Genomic DNA, 13,649 nt, shown 5'->3' with positions numbered 1-13,649 from the left:
CCGTTAGGCCCGAAGTCGCAACCGTTGCAGCCAGGACGAAGTGGCGCCCAAGGCGTCACGCAATTGTTGGGCAGTGATGGTGCGTTCTGCCGGGTCGAAGCTCAGCGCGGTTCGCAGCGCTGGCCAGCCGTGTTTGGGTAAATTCGCCGGTGCTTGCAGCTCGCGCTCCAGATGCTCGTCGCGGGCCTGGGTCGAGGGCAAGCGGCGGAACGGGTGTTTGCCGCCCGCCAATTCATAGATCACGCAGGCCACGCCGTACACGTCCGCGCTGGCCGACAACGGTTGGCCCTCAAGCAGTTCGGGGGCGGCGTAGCCCGGGGTCCAGGCGTTGAAGCGTTCGCGGCTCAGGTGTGGCAGGCCGGGCAACACGCCCTCCTCTGCCTGACCGAGGCCGAAGTCAAAGAGACGCAAGCCGTCTTCGCTGAGCATGACGTTGCTCGGTTTCAGGTCACCGTGCAGCACGCCGCGACCGTGGGCGTAGGCCAACGTGTCGAGCAGCGGCAGGACGATGTCGCGCAGTTCTTGCCACGGCAGGCCGAGGGGCCGCTCGCAGAGCAATTTGTCCAGGGTCAGGCCACGCATGTATTCCATGGTGATGAAGGCCCGCTGGCAGTCGGTGTCGACTTCAAAAGTGTGTGCACGCACGACGTTGTCGTGGCGCAGGCGTCGGGTCAGGGCGAACTCGCTGTAGAGCAAGGCACTGGCGTCCGGCGATTCGGCAAATTCTTCGCTGAGGATTTTCAGCGCGATGTAAGGATCGGGATCACCGAACTGTTCGTGCAGCAGATCCCGCGCCCGGTAAACGGCGCCCATGCCACCGGCCCCGAGCAGACGCTCGAGGTGGTAGCGACCGGCGAGTACATCCGGCAGTGCACCGATGCTGGCCTTGGTCGGCGCCAGCAAAGGCTCTGCCTTGTTTTCCTTGGCGAAGGCGAAGTAGGTCAGGTTGTTGGCCTGTTCTTCGCTCATCAGTAAGTCATCGACTGAGGATTCGATTTCAGTCATTGGCGGATCACCACGGCTGTCAGGTTGTCGCGCGCGGCGCCACGCAGAGCGCCGTCGAACAAACGTTCCAGCGCCACGTGCGGCGCGCTGAGGCTGAGAGCGTTGCCGAGGGCATCGCTGCTCAAGCCCTGATACAAACCATCGCTGCAGAGCAAAAACGCATCGCCCGGATAGACCTCGAGTTCGAGGACATCCAGGGTCAGTTGTTCGGCGGCGCCGACGGCTCGGGTCAACGCCTGAGCCGCCGGGTGTGCTGCCGCTTGTTCGACGCTCATTTGCTGCTCGTCGATCAATTGCTGTTGCAGCGAATGGTCCTTGGACAGCTGATACAGCCGCTGCCCGCGCCACATGTAACAACGGCTGTCGCCGGCCCAGATGCAGGCCGCGCGATTGCCTTCCACCAGCAGCGCGACGACGGTGCTGCCCATGATGCTGTCGTGACGCCCGGCGGTGACCGTCAACTCCTGCCCCAAACGCCGGTTCAGCCAGTGCAGGCACTGGCGAATGGCTTTGAGGCGTTCGTCGAAGTCCTCGTGTTGCGGCAGTTCAGCCAGGCTGGCGACGATCAACTGGCTGGCGATGTCGCCACCCTGATGACCGCCCATGCCGTCCGCGACCACCCACAGCCCCTGCTGTGGCGAGTCGAGGAAGGCATCTTCGTTGCGCGCCCGCACCTTGCCCGGGTCGGTCCGCGCCGCGCTGCGCCAGGCACTGGCCACCAGCATCAGAGCTGCACCGGCATACGGAAGGTGCGCAGTACGCCCATGTCGAACGGGTTCGGCGTGCGCTGGCTGGTCAGCAGGTAGTTGGCGCGCAGGCCACCTACATCGGCTTTCAGCACCAGCACGTCGCGGCCGGTCAGGTACTCGGTCTGCATCAGGTCGAACAGACGGAACAGCGACCATGGGCCGGAGTTCTTCTCGATGCCGATCGGGCGCCCGGCCATTTTGTCCATGACCAGACTGGTGCGACCGTCTTCAGCATCGGTCGGCCACTTGAAGGACATTGGCAGGATCGGACCGTGGCGGTATTCCATGGTCTTGTCGCCGAACTTGAACTCGGAACGGCTGACCGCCGGGTCGAGGGTGTACGGCTCCAGTTTGAACTGCACGGTCGGCTCGGCCGGGTTGATCGAGAAGAAGCTCTGACGAATCGTCAGCGCTGCGGCCATTTGGTCCAGGTACATCTTCGATACCGGCAGGCTGTGACCATCGACGCTGCGCATGCGGTAGTTGCCCGGATCGCCGCTGACGAACGGACGCAGGTAGCTGTCGAAGAAGCGGTCGACGGTGCCTTGCGCGCGGAAGAACTCACGGAAATCGCTGATCGCTACGTCGCTGGTGCTGCTGGCGCTGAACGGATAACGCTTGCTGATGGTTTTGCCATACACGCTGTACAGCTCGTTCTGATAACGGCCGTTCAGGTATTGGTAAGCATCGTTGAGCACCAGACGCCACGAATCTTCGGCCAGCACGTTGAACCACACGCTGAGCGGACGCGGCAGTCGGCTGGAGGCATTGCGCAGGTTGGTCAGCGCATCACGCTGGCCGCTCATGCGGGTTTTCGCCATTTCGAACGCGGCTTGTTCCGGCGTGCTGGAACGGGCCAGACCGGCGAGTTGCAGTTGCAGGTCGTTGAGCGCGCTCAGTGCAGGCGTCAGGTCCGCCGCCGGGCCGTTGTTGTCATCGAGCAAACGATGCAGCGGTTCGAAGCGGCGTTGCAGCGACTTCTTCGCGGTGTCCGGCAGGGTTTTCGCCACGTTCAGGGCCGAAGCCTTGTCCGCCACGGCAGACGCCAGTTTGCCGACTTTACCCAGTTTGCCTTTCTGCCCGGACAGCGCATCAGCAGCGTCGCCAGCTTCTTCGACCGGATCTGCAGCGGCCTGGAAGCGGGTGTTCTCACGCACTTCGGTCAGCAATGCCAGCACCGGCGAGTTGGCCGAGGTCAGGCCCGCCAGTTGCTCGGCGCCTTCACCGGCGTCGCTGATCGGCGGCAATGCAACTTGGCCAACGGCTTCGCTCCAGTAGTTGGCGTAGTCGCGGAAGTACAGCTGCTCCAGCTCGACCATCAGACGACGCAAGTCCATGTCGCTGATGCCTGCGCCTTCGCCGAGTACCCAGTTGTCACGCAGAATGTCGGTGACCAGCGCCGAACCCTGTACCGAGAAGTACTGCTGATAACCGGTTTGCGTGTAGAAACCCGGGATCACGTATTCGGTGCCGATAAACAGCGAGCCTTGTGGACCGAGGTGTTGGCTGAAACGATAGTCCGGCAGGTTGCGCGCCTGCTCGCGGAGCATGCGGTAAACCACGGTGGCCAGCGATTCGCTGCGCAATACCTGACGCGCCTGAGTGACCAGTTGGTCGTTCAGCGGGTAGATAAACGGCTGTTTCAGCAAACGTTCCAGATGCGCATTCAGACCGTTCTGCACCGCAGTATTACCGGTGTAGCGCGTCGACCAGTCAGTGCCGACCCAGTCCTTCAGCCACGCCGCATCGCGACGGTCTTTCATGTTCAGCATCAGGTACGCGCGCAGGCTGTTGAGCAGGCGGTCACGGTCCTTCATGTTGGCGCGGATCTGCCCTTCGAGCATGGTCGCCACCCGTGGCAGCAGTTGCTTTTCAAGCTCGCGCTCGTAAGCCTCTTTGACCACTGGATTGACGTCTTCACCCTGATACAGCCCGCCACGTTCGTGATACGAAACGTCGCCCTTTTTCGGGAACACCTGAGTTGCGGCATAGCTGCTGTCGAGGGTTTTCAGCACGCCCATGGCGTCATCACGCGGCGACAGCGCCGTGCGTTGCTGCGTCCAGTTCTGCGCCAGATTGCGCAGGTTTTCCAGGCGCTCGTAGTTGGCCGAGAAACCACCCGCCCAGAGCATGCCGAACAGTGCCAGCGAGGCCAGTGCGCCAACGTACAGCGCACGCTGGCCCCAATGAATGCGGCTGCGTTCGCGCTTGTCCAGACCGGCCAGGTCGGACTCAGGGAAAATCACCTGGCTGAACAAGTGGTGGATGAACCGCGAACGACCGCTGCGCAGGGTCGGCAGCACGCCGGCGCTCATGCCGAGGCTGGCGCCGATGCCGGCGGTGGTCGCATCCATCTCTTGGGTCAGGTGCGGCGCGCTGGTCAGGTAGAAACCACGCAGTTGCGTGGCACGCTGATAGCGGTTGCCGGTGAACGCCATGTCGACGAACAGGCACAGGCGCTCGCCGATCTGCCCCAGTTGATGCGGGAAGTCGAGGATGCGGCCACGGCGCTGAGTGTCGCGCTCGGAGTGCATGCGCATGATCACTTGGCTGTTGAGGCGACGCAGCAGCTCTTCGAACTCGTTGCGCAGCACAGCGACGTCGGTGCCGACCTGATCCTTGCGGAAACTGGTGCCGAGCACTTGATCGCTTTCTTCGCGGGTCAGTTGATCGAAGAACTCGTCGAAACCGAGCAACTTGTCAGCTTTGCTCAGGACCAGATACACCGGTACGTCGACGTGCAGTTTCTGATGCACGTCTTGCAGACGGCCGCGAATCTGGCGCGCGAGGGTGTCGATGTCCTGCTCACTGCCGCCGAGCAGGGTTTCCACCGGAATGGTCACCAGCACGCCGTTCAACGGACGGCCGCGACGACGCTTGCGCAGCAGCTCCAGCAACGTTGTCCAGGCACCGCCGTCGACTTCCACATCCGGTTGCGTGGTGTAACGCCCGGCGGTGTCGATCAGCACACCGTGGTCGGCGAAGTACCAGTCGCAATGACGGGTGCCGAGGGTGTCGCGGGTCAGCTTGCGGTCGATCTTGTTGATCGGGAATTCCAGACCGGAAAAGTCCAGCAGGCTGGTCTTGCCGGAAGCCTGCGGACCGATCAGCAGGTACCACGGCAAGTCGCTGCGCCAGCGCTCGCTGCGGCCGCGATACAGGCTCGACGTCTTCAGGGTTTTCAGCGCGTCTTTGAAACGTGCCTTCAACTCCTTCTGTTCTTCGTCGATCAGCTCTTCGCGGCGAATGCGATCCTGGCCGTCCTCGCTTTCTTCCTCGGCTTTCTTGCGAATACCCGAGCGCCAGCTGACGAAGACCATGGTCAGGCCCCAGATCAGGAACAGCACAGCGATGGTCAGCAAGCGCGCGGTCGCACTCTCCCAGAACTTGTAGTCATCCACCGCCAACAACGGGCCGACGAACCACACCAGCAGCGCCACAAACAGCACCAGCAGCAAGGTCCAGACCCAGGTCTGGCGCAGGAAGGCGCCGACTTTCTTGAAAAACTTTTTCATCACACGTCCCTGTTTACGGCTGCGACTGCGGTTGCACCGCGGCCGGATCAAGCGGCTGATAAGGTTGCAGAACGGTGTCGCGCTGCTCGCCCAAGACCCAGGCGAAGCCCGAATACATCACCACCAGACAGACGAAAGTGAACAACACCACCATCCACGCCGGCACGATGCGTACCAGGTTACGACGCTGATCGTTCAAGCCTTCCCAGTGCGGCGACAACTCGCGCGGCACGTCGCCACGCAACTGACGGATCTGCCGATACAGAGCATCGCGGATGCCTTCAAGTTCGAGCATGCCGCGTGCCTGTACGCGGTACTTGCCCTCGAAACCGAGGGACAGGCACAGGTACATCAGCTCGAGCATCGGCAAGTGCTTGACCGGGTTTTTCGACAGTCGATCGAGCAACTGGAAGAACTTCTCGCCACCGAAGGTTTCGTTGTGGAAGCTGCTCAGCAGGCTCATCTGTGACCATTCGCTTTCGTTGCCCCACGGCGTCGTCACGACGGCTTCGTCGACCACGGTGCAGAGCACGTAACGCGCGGCCATCACCTGGCTGCTCTCGGCGCCGTTGTGCAGGGCGCGTACTTCAAACAATTTCAGCCCGGCAGTCAGACGCTCGTTGAGTGCGTACAAGTCTTCGCGGGTTTCGCTGTGCTTGAGGCGCACCACTTCCGAAAGCAGCTCGGACGAAGCAGCGACCAGCGAATTGAGGCTGATGTTGAACGCTTCCGCCGGGCGCAGGCGCGCGGCGTAGATCATGCGTTCTTCCAGTTGCTCGAAACGCGGCGGCGCGGCGAAGTCGGTCAGCGGACTCGATGCCGGTCCGTGGCCCTGACGATCGAGCAGGACGGTTTTGTCGTCCTGGTTGTAATCCGTTTCCTTGATCATGTCGGTCAGTTCCTGATGGCCCAGAATTTCAGTTCAAGCTCGGCGAATTCGCCGGACACATGGAACGCGAAACCGCCGGAGCGCTCGAGTTGTGCCAGGTCTTCGGAACTGAGTTCGAGGATGAAATAGGTTTTGTTCGAGTGAAACGCGATCTGCCGTGGGGCCACCGGCAACGGTTTGACCTTGATCCCCGGCAAGTGCAGGTTGACCAGTTGGCGGATACGTTCCACCGGGCCGACCTTGAGGTGCGCCGGCAAGCGGTGGCGCAGTTCTTCGGAGTCGCAGTTGGCACTGGCTGCCAGCACGAACGACGCCGAGCCGAGCAGTTTGTGGTCGTGCAACGGCGAGACGATGATGCCGTACTGACGCGCTTGCAGGATCAGTTCGATGGCGTGCTGTTCGAGCACCATCGACAGCACCTGACGAATCGCTTCCATCAGTTTGCGGAAGCTCCCACCCTGGTCGGCGTGGGAATAGCGGCTGTCCAGGCGCGGGCGTTTGCTCTCGCCGGAGAAGGTCGCCAGATCGCCGAGCATGGTCAGCAACGTGCGATACAACTCTTCCGGGTGCACTTGCTCCAGGCCGAGGTAGTGGCGCAGCAGCAGTTCGGTGCGGTTGATCAGTTGCAGCATCATGAAGTCGCCGACTTCCGCGCCGCCAACCTTGCCATTGGAGCGAATCCGCTCGGCAATCGTGTCGCCACGGTGGTTGAGCATGCTGATGACTTCTTTCAGGCACGACAGCAAATAGCTGGAGGCGTGGGCCTGAATGTAGGTCGGGACGAAATCCGGATCGAGGCTGATCACGCCGTCAGGGGTGGTGTCGAGCACGTCGCAGATCTTCAGCTTCACGTAGGCCTGATCGCTCTGCTGCTCGCCGAGCAACAGTTTGAAGTCCGGGCGACCGCAGCTGACCTGGCTGGCGGAATCGTCGCCGGCGTTGGAGTCGGCCACTTCGGCGTCGTACGCGGTGTAACGCGCGAGCACGTCGGATTGCTCCGGACGGCGCGACTCGATGTGGTTACCGGTGACCAGCGGCAGCGCCAGATAGATCGGCGTGTTGCCAGTGTTCGGTGGTACGTCGAGCGCCAGCGGCTCGGTGTTGCCACCGAGTTCGAACAGGCTGCCGTCCGGCAGAATCCCCGAGGCTTCACTGATCACCAGTTTGCCCATGTTGAGGAACTGCAGGTCGATCTCCAGATTGAGGAAACCCCAGGTGTAGCCACCCAGCAACTGGGTGCGGGTTTTCATCTGGTGATCGTAATAACGATCGTTGTGCTGGAAGTGCTGCGGACGCAGCAGCATGCCTTCCTGCCAAATGACTTTATGGGTATTCATGATCAGTCATCCGCCTTGGCGAGCACTTGATTGGTGTTGCGGATGCCGGTCTGGTCCAGAGTCAGATCGACTTCGGTGACTTCCAGCGGAGTGATCTGAACGGTGTGGCGCCATTGGGTGTCCGGCAAGTCGCGGTAAGCGGCGAGAACGCCAACATAAAGGCTGCCCTCTTCCACCTTGAGCTTCATTTCCACGGTTTCACCCGGGCGCAGTTCGAGTTCTTCGCTGGCCACCAGATCCGGGTTGAGGGATTCCTTGGCGCGTTCGTAGAGGCTGAAGAAGTCAGCGTTCTCGAAGGTCACCGGGTGCTTGAGTTCGAACAGGCGCACGACGATCGGCGAAGGACGGCCGTTGAGGTCCGGGTTGAGCTGATCGCTGCCGGTCAGCTTGAGGTTGATCTTGGTCACTTTCGAGTACGGCGACAGCGACGAGCAACCGGCGAGCAGCACCAGCACGGTGAGCGCAGTCAGCGTCTTGAAAAAAGCGGTCGAGCGGCGAGACATGCGCATCATCCTTGGTGGTCGGTGTGGAGGGTGGAGATCAGGCGGATCTGTTCTTCGTAGGCCTGAGCGAAGTCGCGGGCCAGCAGACGCTCGCTCCAGTCATCGTCCTGACGCAGCGCCTGGTGATAACGGCCGAACGCTCTCCAGCGCCCGCCCGAGGTGGCGATCAACGGCTTGCTGTCACGCTCGAAACGCAGGGTCAGTTGCTCCGGCGAGAAGTGCTCCAGCGTGCCGCGTACGGCGGCGCGACTGGCGGTCAGCAGCGCCACTTGATGCGCCTGCAGGTCGCGGAACGCGCGGGAAATGGCTTGCTCGGCCGGCAGATGGCCGGGCTTGCTTGGTTGCAACAGAATCTGCAGGGCTTCGCTCGGATCGACGGCGAATTTCAGCGGATTCTTGTTGGTGCCTTGCACGGTGGTCTGGGCCAGACGCAATTCGTTTTTCAGCTCCGAGCGGGTGCGCAGGCTCTGCTGCAATCCGCCGATGCTTTGGCGCAGCAAGCGCGCCGCGTTCAGGGCCAGGGCTTCGCGTTCGTCGTGGCTGAGGCCTTTGACGTCGACGCCCAGCGCAGCACCGAAGTGCTCCCAGAAACCTTCGCTTTGACGCTCAACGGCTTTCGGCGCCGGAGCAGGCTCTGGTTCGGCAGGCGCGGCGATCAGTTCCGGCACCATCAGGCTTTCCATGTCGATGCGCGCGTAGTCGGCGCGCTGACGGGAATCCTCAGGCTTGGTGTTCGGCGCCAGCAGTTCGTCGATTTCTGAGTACACGCGCTCTTGCTGTTCGAGGGCATTGAGCGGGTCGAGATCGAGGAACGCATCGTCCGGAATGATGCTGCCAGCGGCGCGTGGGCGGCCGACTTCGCCGTCGAAGGTCGCCGGGTCACGGACCAGGCGCGCGCGAATCTCGAAGTCACCCAGTACGTAGGTGCTGCCATGCTCGATGCGCACCGGTTCGCCTTTGTGCAGGCGTGCACCGCTCTCGCCGTCCTGAACACCGTTGCTGCTGGTGTCGGTGAGGAAGAATGTGCCCTCGCGATAGCTGACAATCGCGTGGTGATTGGACAGGTGACGCTTGCGGTCAGGGATGATCCAGTCGCAGTCCTCGCCCCGCCCGATCACGCCGCCGGCCTGTTTAAAGGTCTTCTGGCACAACTCGGTGGGCACGAACTGCTTGGTGTTCAGCATTTCGAAAACCAATTCCATGTTTGATGCTCCTTGCGGTCACTTGCCGCGATTGACCGCTTGCGGATCACCCAACGGGCGATAGTCGTTGTCGTTGAATTTGTAATTGCCGCTACAGCCGCCAAGGCCGCATAGAACGACGAGGGTCAGCAGGACAGCTTGCCAGTGACGAACAGACATCAGAGGGTCTCCAGGTGTAGACAAAGCACAAAGCGCCGACCCTTGCGGGCGGCGCTGAAATTGGTTTTTGCGGGAAAATCGAGGATGTTTTGCCTACCCATCGAAATCTCCCAGATTGATGTTCAGACGGCCGAGCCGGTACAGCAGCGTGCGCCGTGGCAGACCCAGTTCGCGGGCGGCGAGGGTCTGGTTGCCGTCGTTCTTGCGCAGGCAATCGAGCAACAAAGTGCGTTCGACTTGCTCCAGTCGTTCGCGCAGATTGAGGTGGCTGTTGTCTTCCGGCATTGCCTCCATGCGCAGGGAGAAATGCTCGGCGAGCAACTCACCGCCCTCGCACAACAGCACCGCGCGCTCGACCAATGCCTTGAGTTCACGCACGTTGCCGGGAAAGTTGTAGCCGGACAGGTGTTCCAGCGCCGCACTCGACCAACGCACCGGATCGCGCTGCAAATACGTGCAGGTCTTTTCGGCGAAGTGCTGGGCCAGTTCGAGGATGTCGCCTTCGCGCTGACGCAGTGCCGGCAGCTCGATCGGAAATTGCGCGAGACGGTAATACAAGTCCTCGCGGAATTTGCCCTCGCTGACCAGCGTCGACAGATCACGGTGGGTCGCGGCGATGATGCGTACATCGATCTTGTGGGTGTCGTTGGAACCCAGCGGACGAATCTCGCCTTCCTGCAACACGCGCAGAATCTTCGCTTGCAGCGACAGCGGCATATCGCCGATCTCGTCGAGCAACAGCGTGCCGCCATTGGCCGCATCGAACAGGCCGGCGCGGTCGCGATCGGCGCCGGTGAACGCGCCTTTGCGATAGCCGAACAGTTCGCTTTCCAGCAGGTTTTCCGGGACCGCCGCGCAGTTCTGCACGATAAACGCCTGCGACCGACGCGGGCCGCAATCGTGAATAGCCCGCGCGACGACTTCCTTGCCGGTGCCGGTTTCACCGCGCAGCAACACGGTGTACGGACTGTGCAGGACTTTGCTGATCAGCGAATGGGTCTGGCGCATCGCCGCGCTTTTGCCGATCAGCCCATAGCCACTGATGCTTGGCACGCTGCGCACAACCGATGCCGACTCTGCCAACGGCTGACGCAAACGTTGCAGCAAATGCAACTGGCCGAGCACGAACGAGCCGAGCTGGCCGAGGGAATCGGCGAAGCCTTGCAGGTGGGTACGACGACGGCTGGCGCACAGCAGCAAGCCTTCGACCGCCTTGTGCTGATTGACCAGTGGCACGCACAGCAGCGACTGCCACGGCGAAACCGCCGCCGGCAGAAAACTGGTTTCGTGCAGGCTGCCGCTCAAGTCGTCGAGGCACACCACGCGATTCTGGCACAGGGCGAATTGCAGCAGTTGCTCACCGTTGTAATCCGCCGGCAGGATCGCCGCTTCACGCGGTTGCAGGGCGCCGTCGAGGCATTCGGCGTTCATCCCCAGGCACGTGTGGGTGGCGTCGAGCAGATACAGCTGCGTCAATTCGCAACCGCTCAGCTCGGCCAGACCACGCACGAAGTCACCCAGCAACGCAGCACCGTCCGCCGCCCGCGACAGACTGGCGAACTGCGCCAGCAACGCTTCGGCATAGACCAGTGGCTGCGGCACCTGAGTGAACATCACACCCACCTCAGGCGAACTCGCACGTCACGCTGGCGTCGCCGTCGAGCGTGGCATGCACACGCTTGAGGCTTTCACCGGTGGCCATGGCGTCGAGCAAACGATCCGCCACCAGCGGCAGCACATGCTGGTCGAGCAGATGGTCGATCAGGCGCGCACCGCTGTCGCTTTGCGTGCAACGCTCGGACAGGTGATCGACGAGGTTCTGGCACCAGCTGAAATCCAGCTGACGACGGTTGAGGCGCTCGCCGAGACGACCAAGTTTGATCTCGATCAGCTCGCGCAGCACCGGGCCGCCGACCGGGTAGTACGGCACCACTTTCATCCGCGCCAGCAACGCCGGTTTGAAGTGCTTGCTCAGCACCGGGCGAATGGTTTCTTCGAGGACTTCAGCGGTCGGGCGTGCGCCGTTCTCGCAAAGGTCGCTGATCTTGTCGCTACCGAGGTTCGAGGTCATCAGGATCAACGTGTTGCGGAAGTCGATCTCGCGACCTTCGCCGTCGTTGGCCACGCCTTTGTCGAAGATTTGGTAGAACAGGTTGAGCACGTCCGGGTCGGCCTTCTCGACTTCATCGAGCAGCACTACCGAGTACGGCTTTTGGCGCACGGCTTCGGTGAGCATGCCGCCCTCGCCATAACCGACGTAGCCCGGTGGCGCGCCGATCAGACGAGAAACGGTGTGTTTCTCCTGGAACTCGGACATGTTGATGGTGGTGATGAAACGATCACCGCCGTAGAGCAAGTCAGCGAGGGCCAGTGCGGTTTCGGTTTTGCCGACGCCGCTCGGGCCGACCAGCAGGAACACGCCGACCGGTGCGTCAGGCTTGTTCAGGCCGGCAGCGGTGGCGCGCATCGAGCGATCCAGTGCGTGCACGGCTTGTTCCTGACCACGGATGCGCGTGCGCAGGTCGGTGGCGAAGCTGGCGACTTTGGCGTTGTGTTCGCGGGCCAGTTGCGCCAACGGCACGCCGGTCCAGGCACTGATCACTTCGGCAACCAGACGCGGGCACACTTCGAAGCTGACCAGACGCTCCTTGACCTGTGCGGCGGTCAGGGCGCTGTGGGTTTCGTTGAGCTGGGCTTCCAGCGCTTCGACGCTCTGGCCTTCTTCGACTTCGGCAGCGACGGTTTCGATCACGGTGCCTTCGGCGTCTTCCTCAACGGTGACCACTGGCTCGACGGCAGCAGCTTCGCGGGCCTTGGCCAGTTGCTGACGCAGTTCCAGCAGGCGTTCGGCCAGTTGCTTCTGCTCAGTCCACAGGGTTTCCAGCGCGACCATTTCGTCTTCGGCTTCGTCGAGACGTGCTTCCAGTGCATCCAGCGCTTCGTGGTCGATCAGCAGACCGGCTTCGGCATCACGGCGCAACGCCTGACGCTGGCGGCCACCTTCAGCCAGTTCGCCACGCAGGCGCTCGAGACTTTCCGGAGCGGCGGCTAGGCTGATGCGCACACGGGCGCAAGCGGTGTCGAGGACGTCGACGGCTTTGTCCGGCAGTTGTCGGCCGGCCAGATAACGCGCAGACAATTCGGCAGCGGAAACCACCGCGTCATCACGCAGGTAGATGCCGTGGCTCTTCTCGTAAACCTGGGCCAGACCACGGAGGATGGTCACCGCTTCGCTGACAGTCGGTTCGTGCAGTTGCACCGGTTGGAAACGACGGGCCAGCGCCGGGTCCTTCTCGAAGTATTTCTTGTACTCGGCCCAGGTGGTCGCGGCGATGGTGCGCAGTTCGCCACGCGCCAGTGCCGGTTTCAGCAGGTTGGCTGCGTCGGAGCCACCCGCATTGCCGCCTGCGCCGATCAGGGTGTGGGCTTCGTCGATGAACAGAATGATCGGTTTCGGCGAGGCTTTGACTTCGTCGATCACGCCTTTGAGGCGACGCTCGAACTCGCCTTTGACGCTGGCGCCAGCCTGCAGCAGGCCCATGTCCAGCGACAACAGTTCAACGCCTTTGAGCACTTGCGGCACTTCACCGGCGGCGATGCGCGAAGCCAGGCCTTCGACGATGGCGGTCTTGCCGACACCGGCCTCACCGACGACGATCGGGTTGTTCTTGCGGCGACGGGCGAGGATGTCGACCATCTGCCGGATCGCGCCGTCACGGCACAGCACCGGGTCGAGTTTGCCGTCGCGGGCCTGTTGGGTCAGGTTGTGGGTGAAGCGCTGCAACAGCGATTCGCCCTGCGCCGCCGGTTTGCCATTGGCCGCTGGTTGCTCCTGTTGCGACAGGGCAAATTCCTTCAGGCGATCGATGTTCAGCTTGGCGAGCAGCGGCTGATAACGGCTGCCGGCGTAGCGCATCGGATTGCGCAGCAGCGCGAGGATAAGCGCCGCGTCTTCGACCTGGGTCTGACCCAGCTCGAGGTTGGCCACCAGCAGCGCGTCTTGCAGCCACTGCACCAGTTCCGGGGCGAACACCGGGTTGCGCGAAGCGCTGTGTTCGACGCGCGATTGCAGCGCGGCGCTGAGTTCGCCGGCGTCGACGTCTGCATCCTGCAGTGCACGCGACAACAAGCCGTTCGGACGCTCGAGCAGACCGAGCATCAAATCTTCGACGAGGATCTTGCTGCCGCCACGGGCCACGCAACGCTCGGCAGAACGTTCCAGATCACGACGGGTTTCGGCGTCCAGCGCCTGGATGAGTTGTTGCAGGTCTACGTTGATCATGGCTCACT

At 62.3% G+C, this 13,649-nt stretch carries 10 protein-coding genes; all 10 read right to left on the bottom strand.

Annotated features, from left to right (window positions below):
- Positions 1 to 3: 3 nt before the first annotated feature.
- The 10 genes from L8H52_RS17030 to tssH all read right to left on the bottom strand — a co-directional run bounded on the left by L8H52_RS17030 (position 4) and on the right by tssH (position 13,641).
- A complete protein-coding gene (locus L8H52_RS17030) occupies positions 4 to 1,005 on the bottom strand; it encodes a serine/threonine-protein kinase (protein ID WP_242207849.1) in 1,002 nt (333 codons plus the stop codon).
- On the bottom strand, positions 1,002 to 1,730 hold the full coding sequence (locus L8H52_RS17025; protein ID WP_038359322.1) for a PP2C family serine/threonine-protein phosphatase: 729 nt from the start codon (positions 1,728 to 1,730) through the stop codon (positions 1,002 to 1,004). The genes L8H52_RS17030 and L8H52_RS17025 overlap by 4 nt, the downstream gene beginning before the upstream one ends.
- Positions 1,730 to 5,269, bottom strand: coding sequence for a type VI secretion system membrane subunit TssM (gene tssM / locus L8H52_RS17020; protein WP_242207850.1), 3,540 nt, complete (start codon positions 5,267 to 5,269; stop codon positions 1,730 to 1,732). The genes L8H52_RS17025 and tssM overlap by 1 nt, the downstream gene beginning before the upstream one ends.
- A 13-nt stretch (positions 5,270 to 5,282) precedes the next feature.
- Complete coding sequence (icmH, locus tag L8H52_RS17015; RefSeq protein WP_016985783.1) at positions 5,283 to 6,158, bottom strand: type IVB secretion system protein IcmH/DotU; 876 nt, start codon at positions 6,156 to 6,158, stop codon at positions 5,283 to 5,285.
- A 5-nt stretch (positions 6,159 to 6,163) separates the two neighbouring features.
- Complete coding sequence (tssK, locus tag L8H52_RS17010) at positions 6,164 to 7,495, bottom strand: type VI secretion system baseplate subunit TssK (RefSeq protein ID WP_007920300.1); 1,332 nt, start codon at positions 7,493 to 7,495, stop codon at positions 6,164 to 6,166.
- Between the two features lie 2 nt (positions 7,496 to 7,497).
- Complete coding sequence (gene tssJ, locus L8H52_RS17005) at positions 7,498 to 7,998, bottom strand: type VI secretion system lipoprotein TssJ (RefSeq protein WP_007920299.1); 501 nt, start codon at positions 7,996 to 7,998, stop codon at positions 7,498 to 7,500.
- A gap of 5 nt (positions 7,999 to 8,003) precedes the next feature.
- Positions 8,004 to 9,200 (bottom strand): type VI secretion system-associated FHA domain protein TagH, encoded by a 1,197-nt coding sequence (gene tagH, locus L8H52_RS17000; RefSeq protein WP_122604593.1) that lies wholly within the window; start codon positions 9,198 to 9,200, stop codon positions 8,004 to 8,006.
- 18 nt (positions 9,201 to 9,218) lie between these two features.
- The gene (locus L8H52_RS16995; protein ID WP_007920296.1) at positions 9,219 to 9,359 is read right to left on the bottom strand and encodes a hypothetical protein; all 141 of its coding nucleotides are present in this window, start codon (positions 9,357 to 9,359) and stop codon (positions 9,219 to 9,221) included.
- A 93-nt stretch (positions 9,360 to 9,452) separates the two neighbouring features.
- Positions 9,453 to 10,973, bottom strand: coding sequence for a sigma 54-interacting transcriptional regulator (locus L8H52_RS16990; protein WP_242207851.1), 1,521 nt, complete (start codon positions 10,971 to 10,973; stop codon positions 9,453 to 9,455).
- 10 nt (positions 10,974 to 10,983) lie between these two features.
- Complete coding sequence (tssH, locus tag L8H52_RS16985; protein WP_242207852.1) at positions 10,984 to 13,641, bottom strand: type VI secretion system ATPase TssH; 2,658 nt, start codon at positions 13,639 to 13,641, stop codon at positions 10,984 to 10,986.
- Positions 13,642 to 13,649: the final 8 nt, after the last annotated feature.

It is taken from the genome of Pseudomonas sp. CROZ-RG-20F-R04-15, assembly GCF_022662375.1.
Taxonomy (GTDB): Bacteria; Pseudomonadota; Gammaproteobacteria; order Pseudomonadales; family Pseudomonadaceae; genus Aquipseudomonas.
This window is presented reverse-complemented; position numbering and strand designations above follow the sequence as displayed.